The organism is Streptococcus sp. F2 (assembly GCF_056500955.1).
In genome coordinates this window covers 62,201-86,334 of record NZ_JBWKAI010000002.1, presented here as the reverse complement: position 1 = coordinate 86,334, position 24,134 = coordinate 62,201, and the positions used below count along the sequence as shown (strand labels likewise).

The 24,134-nt window shown below is 38.3% G+C and carries 17 protein-coding genes and 1 pseudogene; 6 read left to right on the top strand and 12 right to left on the bottom strand.

What is annotated here, in order from left to right:
- The first annotated feature begins 237 nt into the window (after nt 1-237).
- The 6 genes from ACYTR8_RS01385 to ACYTR8_RS01360 all read left to right on the top strand — a co-directional run bounded on the left by ACYTR8_RS01385 (nt 238) and on the right by ACYTR8_RS01360 (nt 5,073).
- Complete coding sequence (locus ACYTR8_RS01385) at nt 238-1,995, top strand: hypothetical protein (protein WP_479641535.1); 1,758 nt, start codon at nt 238-240, stop codon at nt 1,993-1,995.
- A gap of 177 nt (nt 1,996-2,172) precedes the next feature.
- Nucleotides 2,173-2,865: a helix-turn-helix domain-containing protein gene (locus tag ACYTR8_RS01380; RefSeq protein ID WP_479641534.1), complete on the top strand. Its 693-nt coding sequence runs from the start codon at nt 2,173-2,175 to the stop codon at nt 2,863-2,865.
- A 2-nt stretch (nt 2,866-2,867) separates the two neighbouring features.
- Entirely contained in the window at nt 2,868-3,002 is a 135-nt protein-coding gene (locus tag ACYTR8_RS01375) for a hypothetical protein (RefSeq protein ID WP_479641533.1), read from the top strand.
- Between the two features lie 4 nt (nt 3,003-3,006).
- The gene (locus tag ACYTR8_RS01370) at nt 3,007-4,422 is read left to right on the top strand and encodes a Y-family DNA polymerase (protein ID WP_479641560.1); all 1,416 of its coding nucleotides are present in this window, start codon (nt 3,007-3,009) and stop codon (nt 4,420-4,422) included.
- Nucleotides 4,419-4,787, top strand: a complete 369-nt coding sequence (locus ACYTR8_RS01365; protein WP_479641532.1) for a hypothetical protein — start codon at nt 4,419-4,421, stop codon at nt 4,785-4,787. The genes ACYTR8_RS01370 and ACYTR8_RS01365 overlap by 4 nt, the downstream gene beginning before the upstream one ends.
- Entirely contained in the window at nt 4,774-5,073 is a 300-nt protein-coding gene (locus ACYTR8_RS01360) for a DUF5960 family protein (RefSeq protein WP_001072431.1), read from the top strand. The genes ACYTR8_RS01365 and ACYTR8_RS01360 overlap by 14 nt, the downstream gene beginning before the upstream one ends.
- A gap of 26 nt (nt 5,074-5,099) precedes the next feature.
- On the opposite strand, the gene ACYTR8_RS01355 is transcribed toward ACYTR8_RS01360, so the two are convergent.
- The 12 genes and pseudogenes from ACYTR8_RS01355 to ACYTR8_RS01300 form a co-directional block, all read right to left on the bottom strand.
- On the bottom strand, nt 5,100-5,387 hold the full coding sequence (locus ACYTR8_RS01355) for a hypothetical protein (RefSeq protein ID WP_479641531.1): 288 nt from the start codon (nt 5,385-5,387) through the stop codon (nt 5,100-5,102).
- 44 nt (nt 5,388-5,431) lie between these two features.
- Nucleotides 5,432-5,827: a DUF5945 family protein gene (locus tag ACYTR8_RS01350; protein ID WP_479641530.1), complete on the bottom strand. Its 396-nt coding sequence runs from the start codon at nt 5,825-5,827 to the stop codon at nt 5,432-5,434.
- A 3-nt stretch (nt 5,828-5,830) separates the two neighbouring features.
- Nucleotides 5,831-6,058, bottom strand: coding sequence for a DUF5965 family protein (locus ACYTR8_RS01345; RefSeq protein WP_010730311.1), 228 nt, complete (start codon nt 6,056-6,058; stop codon nt 5,831-5,833).
- A 53-nt stretch (nt 6,059-6,111) separates the two neighbouring features.
- A complete protein-coding gene (locus ACYTR8_RS01340) occupies nt 6,112-7,200 on the bottom strand; it encodes a DNA primase (protein ID WP_479641529.1) in 1,089 nt (362 codons plus the stop codon).
- 39 nt (nt 7,201-7,239) lie between these two features.
- Entirely contained in the window at nt 7,240-7,878 is a 639-nt protein-coding gene (locus tag ACYTR8_RS01335) for a peptidylprolyl isomerase (RefSeq protein WP_439944076.1), read from the bottom strand.
- A gap of 139 nt (nt 7,879-8,017) precedes the next feature.
- Nucleotides 8,018-10,693: a hypothetical protein gene (locus ACYTR8_RS01330; protein ID WP_479641528.1), complete on the bottom strand. Its 2,676-nt coding sequence runs from the start codon at nt 10,691-10,693 to the stop codon at nt 8,018-8,020.
- A 124-nt stretch (nt 10,694-10,817) separates the two neighbouring features.
- Entirely contained in the window at nt 10,818-11,108 is a 291-nt protein-coding gene (locus ACYTR8_RS01325) for a DUF5966 family protein (protein WP_479641527.1), read from the bottom strand.
- Between the two features lie 14 nt (nt 11,109-11,122).
- Nucleotides 11,123-11,422: a DUF5962 family protein gene (locus ACYTR8_RS01320; protein ID WP_479641526.1), complete on the bottom strand. Its 300-nt coding sequence runs from the start codon at nt 11,420-11,422 to the stop codon at nt 11,123-11,125.
- Between the two features lie 69 nt (nt 11,423-11,491).
- On the bottom strand, nt 11,492-18,313 hold the full coding sequence (locus ACYTR8_RS01315; protein WP_479641525.1) for a DEAD/DEAH box helicase family protein: 6,822 nt from the start codon (nt 18,311-18,313) through the stop codon (nt 11,492-11,494).
- Nucleotides 18,314-18,363: 50 nt separating this feature from the next.
- Nucleotides 18,364-18,913, bottom strand: a pseudogene (locus tag ACYTR8_RS01310) (hypothetical protein).
- The gene (locus ACYTR8_RS01305) at nt 18,897-19,088 is read right to left on the bottom strand and encodes a calcium-binding protein (RefSeq protein WP_479641524.1); all 192 of its coding nucleotides are present in this window, start codon (nt 19,086-19,088) and stop codon (nt 18,897-18,899) included. The pseudogene ACYTR8_RS01310 and the gene ACYTR8_RS01305 overlap by 17 nt, the downstream one beginning before the upstream one ends.
- Entirely contained in the window at nt 19,089-23,993 is a 4,905-nt protein-coding gene (locus ACYTR8_RS01300; protein ID WP_479641523.1) for an SspB-related isopeptide-forming adhesin, read from the bottom strand. It abuts the gene before it with no gap.
- Nucleotides 23,994-24,134 lie beyond the last annotated feature (141 nt).

Sequence of the window (24,134 nt, the reverse complement as noted above, 5' to 3'; positions counted from 1 at the left end):
GAGCTCAGGCATTGTGGTCACAATACCCAAAAAATCATATCGCCAGCCGACCAAAACCTTCCAGTTTTGACAGCCAACGATAAGATAACTTGGTGGCTTCGCCCCCAAACCCCCAGTAGAAAATTCAAGACTTGATTTTCTTAGGAATGATATTAGGATAGCAAGGATAATTTGGAAAGGTTATCACAAAAATTGGTATAATGTTAGTATAAAATTACTTATTGAAAGAGGTTATTCATGGATAAATCATCTAAGCAAATTGAAGAAGATGCTGTCGATTTTTTGAAATTGGCATTAAAAAAATCTAAACATATTAACCGAGAAATTTCTGAAGGAGATAGAGAACCTATCTGGGACGGTCATATCTATTTTTACAAAAATGTAAAAAAACAAAATATCGATTTAGTTGAAAGAATCCCTATTCAAGTAAAGGGTAAAGATAGCTTATATAATGAAAAAGAAGGATATCCAATAAAAAGGAGTAATCTAGAACATTACCTAAATGAAGGTGGGGTACTTTATTTTGTTGTTTACCTGAGAGACGATATTCCCACTGTTACCTATGCTTCATTAACACCCAAAGTAATTAAGAAAATTTTACTCGCTAGCGATAAGAAAAAACCGAATATAAAAAGTATTTCCGTTTCTATGAAACTTCTCCCCGATAATGAAAAGGAATTAAATTTTATATTCTTTAACTTTATTGAGAAACGAAAACACCAAAAAGGTTTTACCCATATGGAATGGAGAAGTCACAACTCACTATTTGATAGTTCTGGGAATTTAGATGGAGAGCTGCAGCTTAAATTTATCGGTAAAGAATATCTAGATATTCTTGAATATGCAAAATCCGGGGAACTAGATCTTTATTACAAACCTAAAGGAGCTGTAATCCCAGAACCTCTAATAGACGACATTTCTAAATTACAGTTATTTGAAGAAAAAGAAATGTTAGTTCAAATTCAAGGAAAAGAGCGTGTATATAAGACAATTTTTTCTTACGAAACCAAGAATGACTTCACTATAGATTTTCGGAATGGTTGTTCAATAACAGTACATAAAGGACCTGATTTAGTAACGCTAACTTTTAATTACTCGCTTTCAAATATTCTCTCAAAAAGACTAGATGGATTAGAATTTATTTTAGAGCTTCAAAAAAATAAAGGAATAATTTTAAACAGAAAAAGACTAGAGTTTAGTAATGAAAATATAGCTAAACTTGATTTCAATTTTCTGAAAAAAGCGTTTAATGCGAACATACGTTTGAAAGAATTAGTAGATAAACTTAAAATTTCTACCGACCTTGACAGCACGGGATGGTCACAAAAAGATGCTAGAACAATTGAATTACTGTATGATGGTATCGTAAATGAACAAACAGTTACTCTAGATCGTGTAGACTATAATCCTACTCAAGTCATTCAATTTGCTAATATACATGTATTACTATTTTTAATTCCAGAAAACGAAGGGACTAAAAGCTATAAGCTATATAACTTTAGTGATTACGATATGGTACTAATCAACGAAGATAAACAGTTATTTTCAAAATATGAAACAGTTGAATTAGAGCAGTTACTACTTATTGATAATTTTAATATCTCTGATTATCTTTCATCATATTTGTCAAGTGAAAGTAAAATCGAAAATATAGATCTTGGACTATTAAAACTAATAAACTATGCTGATTCTAAACACGACCCTAATGTCCTACAGTCCTGTTTAAAATTTGCTCAAAAGCTTGTAGATATGGATAAATCTAAAAATAACATTCTCAATCTACTACAAATTAAAAAGCGTTTAAATAATTTAACACAAAAAGACAGTTCCTATCTCCATTCTTTAATGAATCACAACTCAGTAGAAATTAGATTTGCTACAAATTGTATTTTAGGCTACAAAGATCAAGCAATCTACTTATTCGAAAATGAATTTTCCGATGAACAAAGGGAACGTTTTATTGAATATCCTATATACAATCTCTTAAATCTTTGATTACGATACAATATATTCTAAAAACAGAGGAAGCGTATCTCTGTTTTTTGTTGTTTCAAATAAAATAGTACTACTAAATATTTGTTAAACATTTCGTGTTAAAAAAGCTCTACTACTTGCATCTTGAAAATATTTTGATATAATTGTTGCATAATAAAGCAACAGAGGTTTTGATTTATGTTTTCTGGTAGCCGTCTTAAAGAACTTAGAATGGAAAAGCAGTATTCTCAATCAGAGTTAGCTAATCTGTTAAAAATCAATAGAGCTTCATACAATAAATGGGAATCTGGTAAATCTGTTCCTAATCAAAAAAATCTTTCTGCCCTTGCAAGAATACTTGATGTTCCAACAACCTATTTTGAATCGGAATACAAGATTGTGAATACCTATCTCCAACTCTCTTCAGAAAATCAAGGAAAGGTTGATGAGTATGCAGAAGGATTGCTTCAAGAGCAAGAATCACATGATAATGTTACTCCATTGTTTGCTGTGGAAGTATTATCTGATGTTTCACTTTCTGCTGGTCTTGGGGAATCACTCTTTGATGAATACGAGACAGAGATCGTCTATGCTGAGGCAGAACAGTATGGTTATGATATTGCTGCTTGGATTAAAGGAGACTCTATGGAACCCATCTATCTTGATGGCGAAGTAGCTCTTATCCGTGCTAGTGGGTTTGATTACGATGGTGCAGTCTACGCCCTATCCTGGAATGATTCTGTCTATATCAAAAAACTTTATCGAGAAGAACATGGCTTTAGAATGGTATCCCTCAACGATAACTACCAGGATAAATGGATTCCTTATGAAGACAATCCTCGTATCGTGGGACTTGTCGTAAGTCACTTTATGCCTGTTATAGGAGCTTAAATATGTCAGTCAATATTAAAGAAATGATTTATCTCAGAGACAACCGTATCTATTTTACACCCTATCTCAAAGAGTATGATATTACTGATCATATTCAAGAACTCATGGAACAATTAGAAGCACTAAAAAGAGGTTAAGATGATGGGCTATATCGATTATTCAAAAGAACCTCAGTCTGATATAGCTTTCGTTGATATGAAATCATTCTATGCTTCGGTTGAATGTGTGGATAGAGGATTGAATCCCCTCCATACCTCTCTCTGTGTCATGAGTCGAGCAGATAACGCTGGAGGCTTAATTTTAGCTTCTTCTCCCATGTTCAAAAAAGTCTTTGGAAAAAATAATGTCGGACGTGCCTACGATTTGCCTTTTGATATCACCACAAGAAAATTTGACTACTATAATGCCAAACGTCAAGGCTTAGATACATCACCACGCTATGTTTCCTATATTGAACATTGGGCTAAGCGAACGCTTATTGTCCCTCCACGTATGGAACGCTATATCGAAAAGAATATTGACATTCAACACATTTTCCAAGATTATGCTGCCCCTGAAGATATTCTCCCCTACTCCATTGATGAAGGATTTATTGATTTAAGCTCCTCGCTCAATTACTTTGTGAATGATAAACAGATGGATAGAAAGGCAAAATTAGACGTGGTCTCTGCCAAACTACAACATGATATCTGGAAAAAGACTGGTATCTATTCTACCATTGGTATGAGTAACGCTAACCCATTATTGGCCAAACTCGCTCTAGACAATGAAGCCAAGCGTACACCTACCATGCGTGCCAATTGGTCCTACGAAGATGTAGAAACAAAAGTCTGGTCAATCCCTCATCTAACTGGTTTTTGGGGAATTGGTTCTAGAACCGAGAAACGCCTTCACAAACTAGGGATTACCTCTATCAAGGAACTTGCCAATAGTAATCCAGACCTATTGAAAAAAGAATTTGGAAAGGTTGGGGTACAGTTGTGGTTTCATGCTAATGGTGTTGACGAGAGTAATGTTCATCAACCCTATAAACCAAAATCACACAGGCTTGGCAACTCTCAGGTGCTACCTCGTGACTATGTCAAGCAGCGTGATATTGAGATTGTTCTTAGTGAAATGGCTGAACAAGTTGCCATCCGAATGAGGCGAGAACATCAGAAAGCTACTATTGTTTCCATCTTTGTGACCTACTCTAAAACAGAAATGAAACAGCCAATCAACGCTCAAATGAAGATAGAACCTACTAATCATACACGACTGCTTACCGATACCGTATTAACGCTTTTTCGTAAAAAATACACGTCAGGAGCCGTTCGGGGTATTGCAGTCAATTACTCAGGATTTGTCGATGAAAACTATGCCTTAATCTCATTATTTGATGATATCGAAGCAACCGAAAAAGAAGAAAAGTTACAACAAACTATTGACCATATTAGAGACCAATTCGGTTTTTTAGCGGTTCAAAAAGGAACTGCCCTCTTAGACAGTTCCAGGAATATTGCAAGAAGTAAACTAATAGGAGGCCACTCAGCAGGTGTCTTGGAGGGATTACAATGATTGACCGATCATACTTACCATTTCAATCCGCAAGAGACTATCAAGACGTTAACATGCAAAAGTGGATGGGGTTCTTTTTATCGGAACATACCTCTGCCTTATCAGATGATGATAAGCAAGTCAGCTACCTTTCTGACCTATCGCTGAATCAAAAATTAATGTTACTCAGTCAGAGTTACGCTAATCAATTGACCATACAGCTGACTAGAAAACAGAAAAATGACTATCAAACTATTAACGGAACCATTCCGACACTATCAACAAATGAAGTCATTCTAAAAACCAATGACGGACATATCGCTATCGCTTTAGAAGATATTATGCCCATCACATTAGTTGAGGAGGTCTACCATGAATCAGCTTGACTTTTATAAAAACGAATTACAGATGGACTACTTCAGTGAAAATTACCGTAAATTTGAAAGTGACTTCTATCGCTACTCAGCACTTGATACACCACTGACTTTTCTAACAGATGATATCATGTTAGCAATGGCGAAATCTGCTAAAAACTATTTCAAGCTCAATAAAGAAAATGCTAAAGACAATCGTGATCATTATTTTATCTTTGACATAGAAAACCTAAATGATAGTAAATTGACAAAAAAATATGTGTATCAGCGAACAACAAGCATCAGACAAAAAGATTAGGCCTTCATCACAATGCCTAATCTTTTTTACTCATTTTTAGGTTTCTTCGCCTGCCTAAACTGCTCTATCCGCTTTTCAAGTTGCTCAGTCTTCAATTTATTCTTAGCTTCAGTTATGGTCTCATCTAATATAGGCTCCTTTAGCAATATTTCAGGAGACTTTTTTTCATCTTCGATAGTTTGACGTGTAGCGTCAAAAACGACATCTAATAATTGGTTGACCTTATGTAAGTCAGCTTCAGACATTCCTGATAAGCGATGAATGAGACATTTAAAACTATCTTGGTTGTGTCTTTGCTTTTGGAATAACCTCATCTTATCTCCTTATAAAAAGCAGCCCTTGTAAGGACTGCCCGTACTTATAAGTCATCAATAGCTGCTGAAATGGCTTGTAATTTCTTATTTTGCTTATTTTTGTCATCAATCAACTGGTGCAGCTCTTCGATTTTCTTCTGACTTTGACGAATGTCTTCATTATTCTGAGCCATCACATCAGCTAGATGTTGCTTGTAGTCACTGGTAATGGTTGAGGAGGGCTTATCTTCTGGTATGGATTGATCTTGAGTTTTTTGCTGTGGAGCCATCTGATTTTTAGATTTTTGTTGTTCCATTTCAAAGGCTGCCACATAGTCAACGTCTTCTACGCTCTCTTGGTTTTCTTTATGAAATAGTGCCGCAATTTTCGCACGTTCTTCTGTGGAAGATGTCGGTGTGTTATCATCTAGTGGTTGGTCAAAGGTCCAATCTTTTGTCATGTGTTATTCCTCATTTCTATTATCTGATGGTTTGAGTTCTTGTTCATCTTGGCCAAAGGCTTGCGTCAATGCTTCATCAAATGTCCAGGGACTATTTTGTTGGCGTTTGATAAAGGCTTGATACATCGCTGTTTGTAATTGACTGCGATAGGTTTCTAATTTTTCCGTTTCTTTCGCAACTTTTTCCTCTTGCCTAGCTACTCTTTCGGCTAGGCGTTCAATCACACTCATAGGGTGTCCTCCTTATCACTTTCTAGATTAAGCTAAGAAACTTGATTTTGTTATCACAACTCTAAAGCGGTATTTTTTCTAGGCGGAGGATTGTTTCGGATAACTTGTAACTTGGCAAATTGTATCACGTCCTTTAGAGAATGATTACTATGACCTTTCACAACATCATTCCAATCTGCTTTAGTTTCCAGTTCCTGTAATGGTGGTAAGTCTGTTTCAATGGGAAGTCCTTTCTCAGATAATTTCTGACAAAAGTCTCGCCCTGCTTCATCATTATCAACAGCTAAGGTTAATAAGCCTGGGTGCGTCTGAAAGAAGGTAGTCGTCTCTTGTATAGCATGAAGGTAATGCGTTAATCGACTTGGTTTTACAGTATCTAAAAACTCAAGTTTGCCTTGTTCCTCAGCTGCTAATCGTAGGGTCTGATAAGCAATCACAGAGAGTTTTAAGCCCTCCATAGAAACTAAACGCACATCTGATAACTGCTTCTGATGGAGTTGATAATAACTCATCATATCAATCACCGATTCACAAAAGATAAGGCGTTTCGGTTTTCCAATATCAAAGCTCATTCCCACATATCCATGAGAGTCTTTCATAATTTTTTTAAGATAGCCTCGATCATGTCTCTGATCATTTTTGACAAGCCCTTGAAGACTTGCCCCCTCTAGTTGTCCATGATGATTGTAACTCTTAAAGACAAGGACTGATTCCTGAAAGATCTTTGTCTGGTAATGAGCCTGTGCTAATAGACCTTGTCTGCCAAAAGCATTTATAGTCTTGTCACTTAAACCACGAATGTCATTCAGATATATCCGTGCTTGGTCAAATGGTTCTTCCCTTAGATAATAACGAAAGGGTTGATAGGTCTCTTCGACTACCTTAGCTTGTTCAAAGTCTCCAGTTTCAAGGTACAACATGGCTTCTTTAAAAGACACTCCTGTCATTAACTGAACGAAATCAATCACATCTCCCTGGATGTCACGTGAAAACCATTTAAAAGTATTGGTATCCGCAAAAATCCTAAAAGAATCGTGTTCTGGATGTTCATAGACTTGCCCTGATAGTCGTTTAAAAGAATAGCCTAGACTTTCTGCCACCTCTAGAATTGCCTTTTGTTTCACTGCTTCAATTCTTGTCATCTCATCTCCCTATCAAAAAAAGCAGAAGAGTAACTCCTGCTAGTTGGTCTCACTTGTAGTAGTGCCTTGAATCTTTGGAATGCTTGAGTTAACTCCCTCAGAAGTTTCTTTTAAATCTTCTAGTTTCCCATTCCAAATGGTTACCTGATTGACAAGGAGTTTATCTGACAATTTGGCATAAGATAATTTAAGAGTTCTTGTTTCTGTCTGTGTACTTCTCTGAGCCTTATCACTGACATCTGACACGTAAACAACCTGATAAGACACTTCCGCAAAAGCTTCATTTTCTTCTGTATTGACATAGATATTGGCAGACTCAAAGCGATAATCCAACATATAGTCTTTATAGACTTGGTTAATGGAATCTTCTTGACGAGATACCTCTTCCTTAAAGGCAGAATCTGTCATATAGGGCTTGATACGGTTGTTGTTCTCGCCTAACTTTTCCTTTGTATAGTATTGCGTGAGAAATTCCTTGACCAATTCATCAGAAAGGACATTTCCTTTTTCCTTTTCTTTCTCTTTGGTCAACAGTTTATGAGCCTCAGTCTGAATTTGTTTCTGTGTATGATTGGTTACAGACTGAGAACCAATAGTATAGCCCATCATCACCACAAAGCTGGTGACTGCTAGACCACCGAAGCCAATGAGTAACCGAGCCTTCATTTTGTTTAACATCACTAGTGCTACCTCCTTTTTCATAAGATAGCACCATCATAACAAGATGGACTTGAAAAAGTTATCACAAACAAAAAGGATTACCTAATTTAGGTAATCCAATAATTATTATTATGAAGTCTATATTTTATAATAGCAACTATTCAAGTGATAAATAATTTTCAAAAATTATTTTTTCTACCTCTTTTTTAATTAATTCTTTTTCATAAATACCAATCATTACACTATCATATTTTTTAAGTTCATCAGCAATTCCATCTAAATACGTATCTAGTGTCAATTGATTTCTATTAAGATGATTAAGTAAAGCAAACTTAAATTCTTTTTTAAAATCTTTATCATTAACAATTCTTAAATATTGATTTCCTTGACCTTCTGTCAATTTTAAAGTGAAAAATTTCAATAAAGACCCATCGAGGCTATACTTATAACCACTCAATCTATATTCAACTTCTTCTTTTATAAGATTAACCATAAATTCTTGTTCATCGTGCTTATTATCTCCCCACCACTTCCAATGTAAAAGTTTTTCGAACAACAAAATTGAACTTAAAGGTAACTGTCCAAAATCATAAGAGTTTAGTAACTCCATATTCTTCAATAAAAACTCACTCATAGATGAATTCAAAGTCTTATTATCATCAGTGTAGCTAGGAAATAATTTAGGGGTTATAGAAAGCCCTCTTATGTATTGTTCAACTAAATCTTGTTTTTCCCATCCGTCTTGCAACTCCACTCTTCTAAAACCATATGTATTGGTAGACAATATACTTTGAACTACTATGAGTTTTAATTTAGGAATCCCTTTGAAATCTTTCAAAAACTCATCATCAATCAGTTCAATATCTCTTGTCTTAAATACCTTTCCAAGAACTTCCGAACCAAGACTCTTACCATATTTAATCTCATTGATTATTGAAACCATATCATTATAGATTTTTTCTCTCTCTTCTTTTCTTGGTGGTAAAACTTCTGATAGAATCTCTATGTAACTTTCAACACTCGAATCCCAATTCGAATTTTCTGGATAAAGCAATTGGTACAAAGCAAATGCTCCACGATAATCAGCAGACATGGTTTTTACCATTTCTAACAAATTCGTAAATTGTGAGTTATTGTTATCGATATATTCAAAGTGATCAGTTAGGTACTTGAAGCAAGTTTTGGAATAACCAATCTTATTATCATAGTCTCGGATGGTTACTTCATCACTATCTCCAAAAGAACCTAATATAATTTCAGGTTCTCTTAAATTAGGAAGAAATACATCTGATAGATTATCCGAATCTCTAAATTTATCAAAAAGAATATTCCAAGCATTTTCTTCATATTCATCATAATAGTCTCTAATCTCATTACGTTTAATATAATACTGTCTTCCGTCTTTAAAATGGAATTCAATTTTAAGTATATTTGGATACAAAGAAATATATATATTATTACTATCAGATTTATATTTAATCTCGGAATAGTATGATGAATAAAATACATCTATCTTTTCGATTTCCTCATAACAACTTTTAGAAATTCGGAGATTAGAAGTAGAGATTGTTTTTTCAAAAATAAATGCACCGCCTGGGCTATCCGTTTCCCAATAATTTTCCCTAATATTATTTTGAGAAATCTTTTCCTGAATTAGGTGTACCATCTGAGAAATTGATTGTTTATTTTTAGCCATTTTCGATATTTTTTTAAACATGTAAATATGTATATTATTAATCTCACTAAATTCATACGAATTAAGTGATAATCGTTTGATTTTATGGTTACACTCTACATCTAGAATAGGTTTCTTATTAAAAATACCACCCATGGATTCAAAGATACATTCACTCTCTATCCAGCGTGTATCCTTTTTAATCAATTTATCAAATATTTGAGCATCTAATTTAAATAAAGTAATAGCAAAAGAAATCAATTTGTCATCTTTAAAATCAATATTAGATATTAAATCGTATTTCTCTTTTATAAAGTACTTATAATTGACGATATCTCTATCTTCAAATTTGTCAAGAAGTTCAGTATCTATAATTTTTAAGTAAATAACTTTTAAAAATATAATTTTGTCTGTGTTATTGTCAATATTAGACAAATCCATCTTGACTTGTCTAAAATAACTCTTCCTTGCTCCGTAGGAAAATTTTTGCTTGATTAATTTATTAAAGTATTTATTATATCTATTTTCAATATCCGATTTAATAACTTCTTTCAGACCTCCATCTGTTTTTTTGTTAATAAATATGGTTATTTTTGCGACTTTTAAACTAAACTTCAAAAGAAAAATAAATAAAATCAGTAGGAACCCAACTACAGACTGCCAAATATATTGATAGTGAATAGCAACTGATAAGTTGACTTTAACCATGAGAGGAAGAACAATTGATAGTAATAATGAACCAAAGAATTCCCAACTATTTGTTAAATGGTACCAAACATTGCTTTTTGTCAAAAAATCCATTTTTTGATAGCCTAAGTAGGTTCCATTCTCTTTATTATCATACCCAGCCATGAATTGTAGAAAACCGACATAAACTCCAAAACTTGCCCATATTGTCAAGACTAGAGAAAATAGTGATAATAAATCTAAATTGTTATCGCTAGTTTGAAATAATAAAATCTCATATTGATTGCATACCCAATAAATATAACTCACAATTGACCAAAATAATATATGGGAAAAAATTTTGATTTTAACACCTGAAATTAATTCATCTATAAAAATTGAAAATCTAAGCCAAAAAAACTTCATTATATAGGACAGTACAAAAATAATTATTGGGAAATATAGGATTAATTTTTCAAGCAAGCAAAACACCTCTTCTTTTTTCTAATCAATAATGATTATACCTGATATATAGAAGGCACACAATCACTATTACGAGTTCGTTTCAAAAATAATCTATAGAAAAGGACTACCTAACTTAGGTAATCCCATTATGTCATGCCATCCGACTTCTAACAACTTTTCTAACAAGTCCAAAGACAAGTAAAAGATTAAAAATAATATAGAAAGTGGTAAAGCTCAAAATACCATTGGTGGCTAAATCTTCCACATAGAGGTATCGTTCTGTAAAAAAGAGGTAAATCCCATAGACTTCTGTGAAAGCTAAAAATCCGATTAAACCAATGACAAATAAGCTTCCAAGCATCTTCGCAATCTGGTAAAGGACAAGTAAAATCAGCCCTGTTACTGCAATAATGAAAAGACTTTGAATAATTTGTTCAATCATATCTGTACCTCTTTCTACGCTAATTGCTTACGATAATAATCTGCCTGTCCCTTGTCTATATTATCAAGTTGTTCAACCAGGTCTAGATACTCTCCTTTAGTCATTTCATCTAAGTCTGGAAAGTCATTCTCACGAGTCGTGATAATTACCTCTAATTGACCAATGATTTCTCGCTTTGAAAAGCTGTAATCAAGGGTTTCATCTTCATATTGTTCCTTTAGGACTTGATAGTTAGCTCGGTCTTCGGAGCTTGTAAAACCTTGTGCTAACCATTCTTCTAATTGGTAACGTATATCTTCTACTGTCTGGATCATAATCAATTCTCCTTTGATGATTTCTTAATGTCATTTTACCGCGTTCATTATTTTTTGTCAGCCTTTTTCTTAAAAATCAAGCGAAAGTTGTTGGTCCTGTTGCGGTTGGATCGTTTCATTGAACTTAGCTAGGGCTGCATCAATTTCCTCAACCTCTGCTTCTTGTTCAACCAAAGGGGCAAGGATGTCATATTTGGCTTTAACCAGCTGATAATCCTCTTCTTTAGGAAAGACCTTTTCCACTTCAACCCTTGCGACTGATAGCTTATCTTTCAAATTGTTAGCCATTTCTTCTGTCTTTTCTTGGTCTTCTAGGATATGGTCAATGGCATTAGTAATGCGTTGAATCGTTCCCACGTCTGATTTCAAGTCTAAAGAGACAGAATACTGGTTGCTGCCTGAAATGGTTAAAGCCACCATATCTGGTAAGGGCTCACTAGGACTTCTGGTTGCCATTTTAAGCTCAAACCCTCTAAAGGTCGCAAGCGTTCTTACTTCTTTGGTTTCCGAACGGTTGTAGGTAATGAGTTTACGTAGATAGTCTCCAGCTTCTGCACGGTTATCCATCATTTGATTGTCAAACCGCATGATAAAATCTTGTGACTTAGTTGCTAAGGATTGGGCAATATCACGGTCATATTGGCTAAGGCGTTTCTCTAATACAGGGAGGTTCTGCTCACAGTAAGAAATGGTATGGCGATACTCATCTTTGGAGCGATTAAAGGCACGCTTCTGATTGTCCAATACCGTCAACTCATTCTCTAGTTCCATTTTCAGTTTGAGATAAGGATTACCAGTTGCTAAAGCCTTAAAATCTGAAGCAGTCATGGTTTGTTCATCAATGTCTTCTGCCGACCGTACAGGATCTTTAGAGGTCATGATTTGCGTGATATATTTGAGTTTATTCTCCTGAGTTTGCCAGAGGTAGTTGTCGAAGCTCCCTTTCGTAATGTAATGGTAAATATCTACCTCTTGGTGCATATTGCCTTGACGAATTAACCTACCGTTTCGCTGCACAATATCAGAGGGACGCCAGGGAACATCTAAGTGGTGGACAGCTTTCATGCGTGATTGCACGTTTAAACCTGTTCCACCTTTTTCCGTTGAAGCCATAAGAATCCTGACTTCCCCACTATTGACCTTGCGTGATAGAGAGTTCTTTTTCTCATCCGTATTAGCGTCATGGACAAAGGCAATTGCTTCTTTGGGAATCCCTCTATCCACTAAGAGGTCTTTCAATTCATTGTAAACATCAAACCCTTCTTCCTTGCTTTTAGGGGTACCAATATCAGAGAAAATCATCTGGGTAGCCTTATCAAGCTCACCCTCACGGTAAATGCGTTCCACATTGTCCACTACTTGAAGAATCTTCTGATTGTCCGATAAGGTATAGGCTGGGTCAATGAGACGCATGTCAATAGCTAGTTTTCTAGCTTCCCCAGTTATCTTTAACATGTTATCGACACTAGGGTCAACGCTGCCAGACTTGATAGCGTCTGAACGGTCAACCAACTCTTCAAGGTAGTATTTCTGAGCTTCCGTCAATTCGCTCTCCACCGCAATAACTTTAGCTTCAGGTACAGGTAAATCAAGCATATCTGAGGTCTGAATATCAGCTGTTTCCTTATAAATCCGCATGAGTTCAGGCAGGTTTACAAACTTCTTAAAGCGTTTCTTGGGTTGGTATTTATCCCCTGTTGGGGCAAGTTCCATAGAATTTTCGATATTCCCAAAAGCCCCTACCCATGAATCAAAATTAGAGAATTGATAGCGTTCTAAGACATCGGGTTGAATATAGCTCATCATGGTATAGAGTTCACTAATAGAGTTAGAGACTGGTGTTCCTGTCGCAAAGACCACATTACGATAGTCGTGTTCTCCTTGAACCTGTCTGACTTTCATCTCCATATCCACGTTCTTTTTAGAAGTCGTGTTGGTAATCCCTGCGACATTCCCAAGGCCTGTAATGGGTCTGATATTCTTAAAATGGTGAGCTTCGTCCACAAAGAGGAAGTCAATCCCAAGGTTTTCAAATTCAATAAAGGTATCACGTTCCAACTTTTGAAGTTCTTCCAATTGGTGCTCTAAGCCCTTAATGGAACGCTCTGCTTCTTTAACAGTATAATCACTATCACTACCTTGCTTGATGTCACGAAGTTGTTGTAACTTATCTTGAATATAGGTCACTTGCTTTTCATGACTCATGGGAATTTTCTCAAACTGGGAATCCCCAATGACAATGGCATCGTAGTCCCCTGTGATAATCCGTGAGACAAACTGCTTGCGTTTGGCTTTCGCAAAATCTTTCTTGGTCGTCACATAGACATTCTTGGTTGGGAAGAACTTCATGATTTCTTGGCCAAACTGAGCGGTCAGACTTGATGGCACCACATAAAGAGGCTTATGCACCATACCGAGCTCCTTCAATTTGAAGCCTGCTCCAAGCATGGTTAAGGTCTTACCTGAACCCACTTCATGAGCTAGAAGCGCTCGTTTTTCTTCCACAATGCGTTGAATAGCATTCTTTTGGTGAGAGCGTAAGGAAATATTCTGGGCAAGCCCATCAATGGTTAAATGGCTGCCATCATAAACTTTTGAGACTGTACGATTATAAAGGCTATTATAGGTCTCTTCAATCATCTGTTGCACCTCTGGGTAACTAGCCACAAAATCTTGGAAGAGTTCTTGAAGTTGTGTTTCCTTTGCACGAAGAACCGTTGTCTTCTCCACGTCCGTCACATGCTTTTTCTTATCCCCATCTTCCACTTGTTTGGTGATGGTTGGTTGATTGGAATTAAGTAGGTTTTCAAAGATTTTTCGGCCACTATCATAGCGTGACCCAGGCACACCTAAACTTCTATCCGTTGCGGTAGAATACCTAAAGGCAAACTTGGATTGGTAAGACATTGTCCCATCAATCGGACTGACTTCAAGAACAGTTGATACTTCTTGGTCAGTCAGGTCAAAAGTTTGTCCCATAAAGGTTTCTTGGGCAAATTTACCATAAACGGCTAGAGGAATCCAACGTGAGCCAATCCGATAATCAATATCAGCTAAGGTCACACGTGGTGGTTTCACGTCTTCTAAGAGACTTTGATAATAGACCCAAGGAAAATCAGAGTTGTCTGCTTTAATGAGTAAGTCCACAACCTCTAACTTAGTCACCACATCTCCTGATAAGAAGTCCTGCCGAGACACATAGACCACTTCCCTATCGTTTAGATAGCGTTCTGGGTCTGGAATAATAGCGTCTCCTAATTCCTCAATCAAAGACGCTTTAGAATCCGTCTGATAAATAGACATCATGTAATCCAAATCGACCCCACGACCATCTGCTAGACTAGAATTGAGAGCGTCAAGGGAAGAAGAAACTGCCATCACTTCCTTTTCAGGACGAACCAAGGCTTTTTCAAAGGCAAGTGACTTGGTATAGATAACTGTCTTCCCACTTGGATCAAGACTTTCATCTTCTAAACTCGCAAGGAGCGAATACTTATCATCACTATCAAAGAGGTTACGGTTTACGGCACTATTTACATAGCCAAAGCGTTTCACAAAACTATCATAGGTGCGATTGAGCTTTCCTAACAAGTGATTGAACTCGTCTTTGTCATAGTTATAGTAGCGCTGTATAGCAATCACCTCTTGGTAGGCGTTCCGAATATCAATCATCCCTTTAATCCGTGCTACTTCTTTCTCAGACAAGGGAGCTTCATAGAAAACAGTCTTTTTGAAGTAGCCCTTAAATTGTCCACGTTTAGCGGCTTCTTCTGTCACATACACATCAAGAGCGGTGCTATCAGTCACCTCTAAAGCATTAAAACGGTCAATCTGTTTTTGAGAATGCTTGGTATCCCAATCCTTAAAGTTACCCTCTTCGTCCACATAGTAGCTAATCTCCTCAGTTTTTGTCCCTACACGAATGCCCTTATGATCACGGTAGTAAACCGTAGAATCTTTATAGCCAAAGCTATACTGTTCTAAGCTTTCTCTGATGTCAGAAGGAATCGAGGTATCAATAACCTGTCTTTTTATCACATTAGGACTAATGAAGATATCAGAAGGGTCAACAGTTCTAGGCGCTTTAACCTGTTTAAGAGCAGTCTGAACATCTGCTAGCAAATTATCAGAAGTTCCTTTAACAGACAGTGTCCCACCGTTAAAGTTTCTTACCTCATAGGTCCCAAGAACCTGACTATTGTAGTCCCCATCAAAGTAAGGATTCAGCCAAATACGATCATCCTTGTCATAGCGAATAGAACCTGAAAAAGCTAAATAATCTGCCACATATCCCTTATCCATATGCTTCTGGAAGAACAACATGTCCGTTGTGACATTGGTGCCTGCAATGGCCTTAAAGGCGCTATCTGGTAAACGCACACCACCGAGAAAATCAGTCGTCTCACGAATGTCCTGGAGAATGTTTTCTGTCCGTTTATCCATGGTTCCTGTGGAGGAAATAATAGCCACTTGCCCACCGTCATGCGCCAAATCAAGGGATTTTTTAACAAAATAATCATGAATCATATAGGGTTTGTCATAGCGACTATCCGCAATCCTGATATTGGCAAAAGGCACATTTGAGAGAACCAAATCAAAACTATTGTCATTAAAGGCAACAGTCTCAAAGCCCTTTACTTCAATATGGCTATTTGGATGAAGGTGTTTGGCAATAGCCCCTGTAATCGTGTCTAGCTCTACACCATACAACTCACTATTTTCTCTCAGGTGTTTAGGCATTGCCGCAAAGAAATTCCCTGTTCCCATAGACGGGTCAAGAATTTTACCACCTGTAAAGCCATCACGTTCTAACTTCTCCCACATCTGACGAATAAGAGTGGGATCCGTGTAATAGGCAGTCAGAGAAGATTGTTTCATGTCTGAATACTCTTTATCGGTGACTAGCGTTTTTAATTCCTCACGTTCCTTAGAAAACTTTGGGTTGTACTCGTCAAAGAACTCGTTAGCTAAGCCTCCCCAGCCCACGTATTTGGCAAGGAGTTCTTGTTCACTAGGTGTGGCTTGACGGTGTTCAGATTCAAGACTTTTCACCAAACGAACAGCAGCCACGTTGGTTTCAACCTTATCTCTTGTTGTCTTAGGGTAAAAGTCTGTTAGATCTTCTGGGAAGTGAAAATCAGTGGTCGGGGGCGTCTCAGTGACTTCTGGTTCCAACTCATCTTCTGACAATGCTTCTTCTTGTTTAGCCTCTCTCTTATTTGATGATAGAGATGTTGTCACTTGAGAAACCGGCTCTTGAGATTCTTCCATATCCATAAAAGATAAGAGGTCTAATTCTTGGCTAGGTTCTTCCACTTCCTCTTTTTCTTCGACAGAAGGAACATGAAGAGCTTGAGTGATGTCTTCTAATGTCCGTAAGAAAAGAACTGGATTTTGCTCAATCACATCTGTGAAGTCATTTTGTAGTTCAACCCGTATCAAGTTATTAACGCCTGACTCCTCAATGGCCATTACCTGAAACTCTTGCCCCTTATAAGTCACTCTAGAATCAATCGGGTAGCGTTTAAGGGCTTCTTCTACGATAGGATTTGGTAGTTTTTCTTGAGTCTCAATGATTTCAGGTTCTGTTTGCGATAGGTGTTCCCGCCATTCTCTAAAAGATATATCTAGTTGGGACTGTTTGGCTCTTTCAAAGGTTCTAGCTTCTTCAAGAGTGAGGTCTTCATGTAAGAAGGCGTAGGCAATGGACCTTGCTTCTTCTAAGTCTAGCTGACTGGTCAAGAAAAATTCTACTTTATCGTGTGACAATCCCATCTGAAGTAATTCTGTCGCAAGGGCTAATTGAGTAACGGTTGCTTTAGGATAGCCCCCTAATAAGGCTAGGTCCGCATTCTTCAAATGAAAACGCCCTGCAGCATCTATCAGTATCCCACGTTGCTGCTCATCAACGTCAGCTAAGTCTATCCCTAAACGAGTCAGTTTTTCGGTATTTTCAGCCAAAATGGTTTGACCCATTTCAGTTAAGATTACTTCTTCTTGAGGTGTTATAGGACGTTGTAAGTCATAGGCTGTCCCATCTGCTTCTAAATAGCTTAATAGCTCATTGCCCGCATAGATTGGCGTCATTTCCATTTCATGGTCAAACTCCCCACGTCTCAAGTTTGGTAGTTTTGGACGGCTATTTCGCACTTGGTCAAAGTGACTTAATATTTCAAATTTTTGGGACAAGTTTAGATGTTCATAAGCCGATAAATGTTCTGTTTGCCCTGTTCGTAAATCGAGTTGTGATAAATCTTCCTCAAGACTTGCAATGACGATACCCCCTTCTTCACGAAAGGTGATGTCTTGAGGAGGTTCTGGAACTACTTTTTCTTCAGCTGCACCCTCTCTTTCCTCTACCGTTTCCTGGGTGCTTATTAGTTCAGGTTCATAAGTGAGAAGAAATTGTTCAATATCACGGCTAATACGGTCAGACAAATTATTAGCCACTCGGTAGACATTAACCAAATTAGCAGCTTTGCTTTTATCCAAAAGAGAAGCTACCGAAATGGACTGATAGGCGCCTTCTTGGTCTAAGAGCTGAAAGCGAGTGGCTAGGTTAAAGAGGGCTACCTCAATCACCAAGGCTTTCTCATCACTATTTAACTGAGGTAACTTCTTTAAGCCAGCCTGACCAAAGGTCTGTGTGTAGCTGCTTAGGTCTGTTGCCTCGTCAAAGGGGCTTGCCTCTACAAAAGCAGAAACTTCTGTTTCAAAGCGAACCACTTGAACAGGTGAGGTGACTACTCCTCTTTGGGATGTAAAATTTTGGATAAGGCTATCCCAATCCTCATCAAAATGGACTGCTTGATAGCGTAAAAAGGATTCCAAAAGAATCTGGTCACGTGGCAATCTTGCCCGCAACATTTCAAGTAATTGTTCTTGAGTCATATGTTCCTCCAATATAAAAAGGGGCTGAGAAAGGTTCTCAGCCCACTGCTTTAGTCTAGGACCAAGTCTCTTTGGTCTTTTTCTTGTGGCAACTTATCCATTAAAGTTGTCACATACTGTTGTAAGAAATGGCTTTTCTGGTCTAACAAATCCTTCTGCAGGGCGAGATAGGTCACATCTCCAAAATAATCTTGACTCGTTAAAGACAACTCCTTTTGGATAATGTCCTGCAAGTTCTCTAAGGTGAAAGACGAGTAATCCTCCTCATTCAAAACCTCATACTGAGCAAGGGTCTCAGAAATGTTGTTGGACGCAATCACTTCCATAATGAAACTAGCTCCCTCACCTGTTCGATAGAGTTTATCCAAGAGGTCCGTCACTTCTTCTTGAAGCTGTTCCTGATAACCGTCTGCTCTTAGACGTAAGTCATCACTAACTAAAGACAAGTCATCAATGCCCATAAAGTCTTGATAGAGCGTATCAAGAAGTGACTTGTTTTTGATACTCAACTCCATGGCTAAAAAGGCTTTAACCATGTCTTCATAGTTTTCTAGTGCCATATCAGAGAGTTTTTGAAATCGTGTCATAATTCCAAGCCATAACTGCTCTCCTTACGCTGTTGAATTGGATTCAAGCCTTGTTGGACTTCTTCAAGGTCTGTCAGTCCGTCACTATCCGTATCACTGCTAAAAGGATTGGTGCCTAGAGCTAACTCTTGAGCATCCGTTAAGCCATCTTGGTCTGAATCCATTGTGTAAATGTTTTTGGGTTCCATTTAGTTGTCCTCCATTTTGCGTTTAGAAAGTCCATAAGCTAGGCCTAAAAGAAGTCCTCCACCAACCAGTGCCAAGAGGGATTGACTCTCTCCTGTACTTGGTAAGACACTTGCTGGAACTGGTGGTTCTTGTGTTGGAATAGGTGGTTGGGGTGGTGTTGGTTGATTCGGAGTTGGTGACTCTGGTTCAGGAGTAGTTGTCTTAACCGTGTTTGAACTGATGGTATAGCCATTCACGGTATGTAGTACCGTATTTTCTACTTCACCTGAAGCGATTCGTTTCATTTGCAAGTAAACATCAGCCTGAAACTCGGATTCTTCTGCTAGTTTTTCAAGGAATTCCTTATCAAAACTGATGGTAACCGTTCCTTTTGACGTGTCGACCTGTTGTAGCGTGTACTTAGTCACTTCTGTCCCTTTTGGTAAAACCGTTCCATCTTTTAGAGTCACATCTACTAAGGTATAAGCCTTGTAAACACCATTATAGTCGTCATGGCTTTCATCGTAATCATCGTCAAAGCGGTACTCGATGAGTGGTGTCGCACGATTACCAGGAATAAGTGCTCCCACCAAGCGGTAGTTAAAGACCTGATTCAAAGCAACTTCTTTTCCATCAAGACTTTTCTCCTTTTGTGACAAATCAATCACCACATCTTTTTGTGGGTCTAGTTTTGGCACATTATTAACCACAGTCTCTGTCACATAAGCCAAACCAAAGTCAATCTGATAAGCGGTGTTTTCATACTTCCCACCAGTTTTTGTCAGCTCATTCTTAATAGTCATTGGAAGGGTCACCACTAAGGTTTGACCAGTTTTAACATAAGCCTCATAAAATGCCTTTGGATCATCAGCGTTTAAAACTTGAATGGCTCCTTTTGGTGTGAACTGCCGTTTGGCCATAGCGTCTTGAACCACTTTAGGCGCTTCTGACAATGAGGCATAGGCTTTCACCGAAATCCCTTTGACAAGATTTCCTGCCTTATCCATCACTTGGATACCATCTGCATTGAGGCTAAGCGCTGCTTCAGGGTAATCATCCACCATGTAAAAGCCTTTGGTAAGGACATCATCTGTCACTACCAAGTCCTTATACTGACTATAATCAAGAACTATCTTATAGTAATTGACAGTGTTAGGAAGAACGGTCTTCCCATCAATAGACACGCCTTCTTTATTGGTATTAGTTTTATGTGGTGTTACTTTTGGCACGTGATTCGTTACCGTATTGGTTTCATAGGCTTGTCCAAAGTCTACTTGATAAGCTACATTGTCATAAGACTTTCCTGAATTAAGCATAGACTCACGGACAGTCATAGGGGTGATGATGGTGATGTTTTGACCTTGCGTTACATAAGAATCATAGAAGGCTTGCGGATCTTCTGCCATAAAGACTTGGAAGGCTCCTTTAGGTGCAATCTTGCGTTTTGAAAGAGCTACTTGTAGGTTTTTAGGAGCTTCTGATAAGCTCGTATAAGTTTTTACCGTAACACCTGTGACAGCTTTGCCATCAATTGTCACAAGTTGAATGCCTGCTTCATCTGGTAATAGAGCTTCTTCGGGATAATCATCCACAAAGTAAAACCCTTGTGCAATCTGAGCCTTATCAGCCTTAATGCCACGGTATTGGTCCAAGTCCCATGACAAGGTATAGTGGTTTTGTGAACCGACTACCATCGGTTTGCCATTGATATCCACCTTATCCTTATTTAGGTTTTGTTTTTTAGGTGATGGGCTTACAAGGGTATTCGTCACCTCATCGGTTTCATAGCCATTGCCAAAATCCACTTGGTAGGCCTTGTTTCGATAAGGCTTCGTCTGACCATAAAGACTATCTTTGACCGTCATTTTGGTGACAAGGTTCAAAGAGGTTCCTGTTTTAACATACTGGTCATAAAAAGCCTGATTGTCATTCGGCATAAAGACTTGGAAAGCCCCTTTTGGAGAAATCTTAGCATGAGCGAGTTTATCTTGAAGGTCTTTAGGAGTTTCTGACAGCGACGCATAAGCCTTAACAATAATCCCTGATACGGATTTGCCATCAGGAGTGGTGATACTTGTTCCCTTGTCTACTAAGTCCAACACTTCTTCTGGGTAATCATCTACGAAGAAGAAACCACGAGCAATCGTCTCTTTAGAAGACCTATCGCCTTTATATTGATCTAAATCCCAGGTCAAACGGTAATGATTAGTTGTTCCTAAAGCCACTACCGTATCGTTAATGACCACACCATCTTCATTTTCATTTTTCTTCTGCGGCTCAATACGGCTAGTGGTTGTCCCATCACCAGGCGTACGCACTGTCACAATATTAGAAGTCACTGTATAGGCATTTAGGGTTCCCTTATTGATGAGGAGCTTATAACTGTTGGAATAGGTTGCCCCATCGTTTTGAAGGCTACCGTAAAGTTTCGGAGCCACCAGTTGGTAAGACTTGGTGAGGTCTTGGTTGACCTCTTGAAGCAAGGCTTCCTTGGCGGTCAAGGTAACAAAGTTCTTAGCAGCATCAAAGCTGAGGGTGTAATTTCCATTTTCTGCCTGCGTTTTTTCTTTGTCAAAGGCATAGCCTGCTGGAAGGTAATCTTCAAAGGTGAGGCTTGTGGTTTTGGCTCGATTTGGAGAAAAAGCGTCTACGGTTAAAGGGTAAATGACCGTTGAATCTTTTGCGACCGTTTTGTCATGAAGGTTCACTTGGTCGGTATTGATAACTTCCTTAACAATTTCAGGAGTCGTTGTCAGACGATAGTCGTGATAATGAACCGTTGGCACTTGTGGTGCTTTTGGTAACGGTTCTGGCGTAGGGTCTTTAGGCAAGGTGACCTTGGTAAGTGTTAGGCTAGGCTGAGTGACTTTCTCTAATGGTTTTTCCTTAAAGCTCACAGGTGGCTCTGGGGTAAAAGTCTTTGGGGTAAAAGTTTTTGGCACAACCTTAATCGGTTCTGGAATTGGCTCTAACTTTGGTGTCACATGAGGTTTTGGACTATAAGGTTTGACCGTCCGTGCAACTGGTAGGGTATTTAAGGCAAACCAATAAGAGAGACCAACATTTTGGGGCATATCCCCTTGACCAAAGGTCACTGTATAAGTGTTGCCTGATGTAACCGTTGAGACAATTGCTCCTTTATAGGCATACTTACTATATGTCGTATCCCATTCTTCAGGAAGCTTCAAATCACTGGCACGGTTTGACCCAAGTGAACGAGCTAGACCTTCGTTAGTCACTTGAATGGTTGAGCCATTGATAGGGACAAACTTGCCTGATGTGTCTTTTACATACTCTAAACCGATATCATTGTGGTTGAGTGAGGAATGAGTAAAGACACCTGGTTTTTCCTTGGTGAAGCTGACTTGTGAGCCATCTGCTAAGAAGTACTTGGCTTTGACACGAAACTCCATCTTGTCTGTTCGCCAATTACCTGTTCCATCATTACGGTAGGCAATAAAGCCTTCTGTTGGGTCATTTGGTACAACCAACTGCACGGCATTAGTTCCAGCTGGAGAAACAAGGTTTGTAATGTCATAGGCCACTTTTGTGATTTTCTTACCATCAAAGCGAGCATTTTGAAGATTTTGATAGGTAAAGGAAAGGGTTTCTCCCGTTTTGAAAGTATCATAGACAAAGAAACCAGTAGAATCTAGGATTTTAGAATACCCACCAAGCATAACGTCACCCTTAGCAACGATACGATTAGGATTTCTGGTATCAGCTGAATGACGTGCTTGCGGTTCTCCATTATTCAAGTTGAGTGCCTGAGCAAGAGCTTGAGAGATATAGCCTTCTTCTCCTTTTGAAATCTCAGCTAAGTCACGTTTATAGCGCTCCATTTCTTTGGCGTTGTAGGCGTCAATGGCAGCATTTTCTTTCTTGGCGGCTTCTTTTTTTTCCTTATTACGTTTCGTGATAGCAGCAATCTCAGCTTCACGGTCTGTCACCAATTTCTGTTGGTCTTTATTGTAGGCATCCACAGCAGCTTGACCTGCCTTATTTTCATCATCCACTGCTTTTTGTCCAGCTTGATTGCGTTTGTCAATCGCTTCATTATCAGCTTTTGCTTTAGCAAGACCCGCTTCATTTTCCTTTTGAATCTGAAGGTTCTTTGCGACAATGGCGTCTGCGGCTTTTTTCTTCGATTCATACTCAGCTAGATTGTCCTTATTTTGCTTATCAATAGCAGCTACCGCAGAGGTATAATCCTGATAGCCTGAAACCGTTGAACCATCTCCTGATGTTACGGTTTGACTTGTAACGGTCACATTAGCCGACTGATCTTGGCCTTTGATTTTTGAAACTGTGCTATCCACTGAATGGTTCAAGGCCTTTCCTGCTTGAGTGGCTTCTTTATGACTAGCAGCCAACGCAGCATTCCCTTGTTCAACACGAGTTTTATCTTGTTCATAGGCGGCTTTATCTGCTTTATAGGTATTGGTCACCTGAGTGATGGCTTCAGCCTGCTTAGCAGCATCCGCTTCCGCCTTATCCAATTGCTTACTGGTCTCACTCGCAGAAGTTGTATTTCCCAAGTCCATAGGTTGGTCTTGAACAGTAGTAACTCCTTCAGCAGTTGCTTGATTGACAGCCTGTGTCACAACATCATGAGGAACCGTAACCGTGATAGCCCCATGTGATTGACCAGTTGACGCAAGGCTATCCGCCTGTTCAACAACAGTAGTTGGCTGAGCTTCTGGTAAGTTGGTCGCAGGATTATCTGTCAACTGAACGGTTTTATCTTGCGAGGGTGTTACCACTTCGTCAGCTTGTGCTACTTGGCCACCCCAAGCGACAACAGCTGTCACCATGGTTCCAAGTGCTACCGAACAGAGCGTACGATACTTCTTACTTTTACGGAAGACGTGTTTTTCTGCTTTTTCCTGATTGACTAAAAAGTGATGATGACATTGTTTGGTCATAAAAAGTCCTTCTTTTCTTTTGATAAGTAGCAACAATCTGTCACTCTCTCCTCATCATAAAAAAGAAGGCTTGATTTTGGTATCACATCAAAAATGGATAAAGAAAAAGGCCACCCACAAAAAGTGGATGACCCAATGATT

Bases quoted from the DNA above. Each gene is read 5' to 3' on its own strand.
- ACYTR8_RS01345 (WP_010730311.1), bottom strand. From the start codon at position 6,058: ATGAGTGTGATTGAACGCCTAGCCGAAAGAGTAGCTAGGCAAGAGGAA.
- ACYTR8_RS01325 (WP_479641527.1), bottom strand. From the start codon at position 11,108: ATGATTGAACAAATTATTCAAAGTCTTTTCATTATTGCAGTAACAGGG.
- ACYTR8_RS01360 (WP_001072431.1), top strand. From the start codon at position 4,774: ATGAATCAGCTTGACTTTTATAAAAACGAATTACAGATGGACTACTTC.
- ACYTR8_RS01315 (WP_479641525.1), bottom strand. From the start codon at position 18,313: ATGACTCAAGAACAATTACTTGAAATGTTGCGGGCAAGATTGCCACGT.
- ACYTR8_RS01380 (WP_479641534.1), top strand. From the start codon at position 2,173: ATGTTTTCTGGTAGCCGTCTTAAAGAACTTAGAATGGAAAAGCAGTAT.
- ACYTR8_RS01365 (WP_479641532.1), top strand. From the start codon at position 4,419: ATGATTGACCGATCATACTTACCATTTCAATCCGCAAGAGACTATCAA.
- ACYTR8_RS01335 (WP_439944076.1), bottom strand. From the start codon at position 7,878: ATGTTAAACAAAATGAAGGCTCGGTTACTCATTGGCTTCGGTGGTCTA.
- ACYTR8_RS01350 (WP_479641530.1), bottom strand. From the start codon at position 5,827: ATGACAAAAGATTGGACCTTTGACCAACCACTAGATGATAACACACCG.
- ACYTR8_RS01300 (WP_479641523.1), bottom strand. From the start codon at position 23,993: ATGACCAAACAATGTCATCATCACTTTTTAGTCAATCAGGAAAAAGCA.
- ACYTR8_RS01340 (WP_479641529.1), bottom strand. From the start codon at position 7,200: ATGACAAGAATTGAAGCAGTGAAACAAAAGGCAATTCTAGAGGTGGCA.
- ACYTR8_RS01375 (WP_479641533.1), top strand. From the start codon at position 2,868: ATGTCAGTCAATATTAAAGAAATGATTTATCTCAGAGACAACCGTATC.
- ACYTR8_RS01320 (WP_479641526.1), bottom strand. From the start codon at position 11,422: ATGATCCAGACAGTAGAAGATATACGTTACCAATTAGAAGAATGGTTA.
- ACYTR8_RS01355 (WP_479641531.1), bottom strand. From the start codon at position 5,387: ATGAGGTTATTCCAAAAGCAAAGACACAACCAAGATAGTTTTAAATGT.
- ACYTR8_RS01370 (WP_479641560.1), top strand. From the start codon at position 3,007: ATGGGCTATATCGATTATTCAAAAGAACCTCAGTCTGATATAGCTTTC.
- ACYTR8_RS01385 (WP_479641535.1), top strand. From the start codon at position 238: ATGGATAAATCATCTAAGCAAATTGAAGAAGATGCTGTCGATTTTTTG.
- ACYTR8_RS01305 (WP_479641524.1), bottom strand. From the start codon at position 19,088: ATGGAACCCAAAAACATTTACACAATGGATTCAGACCAAGATGGCTTA.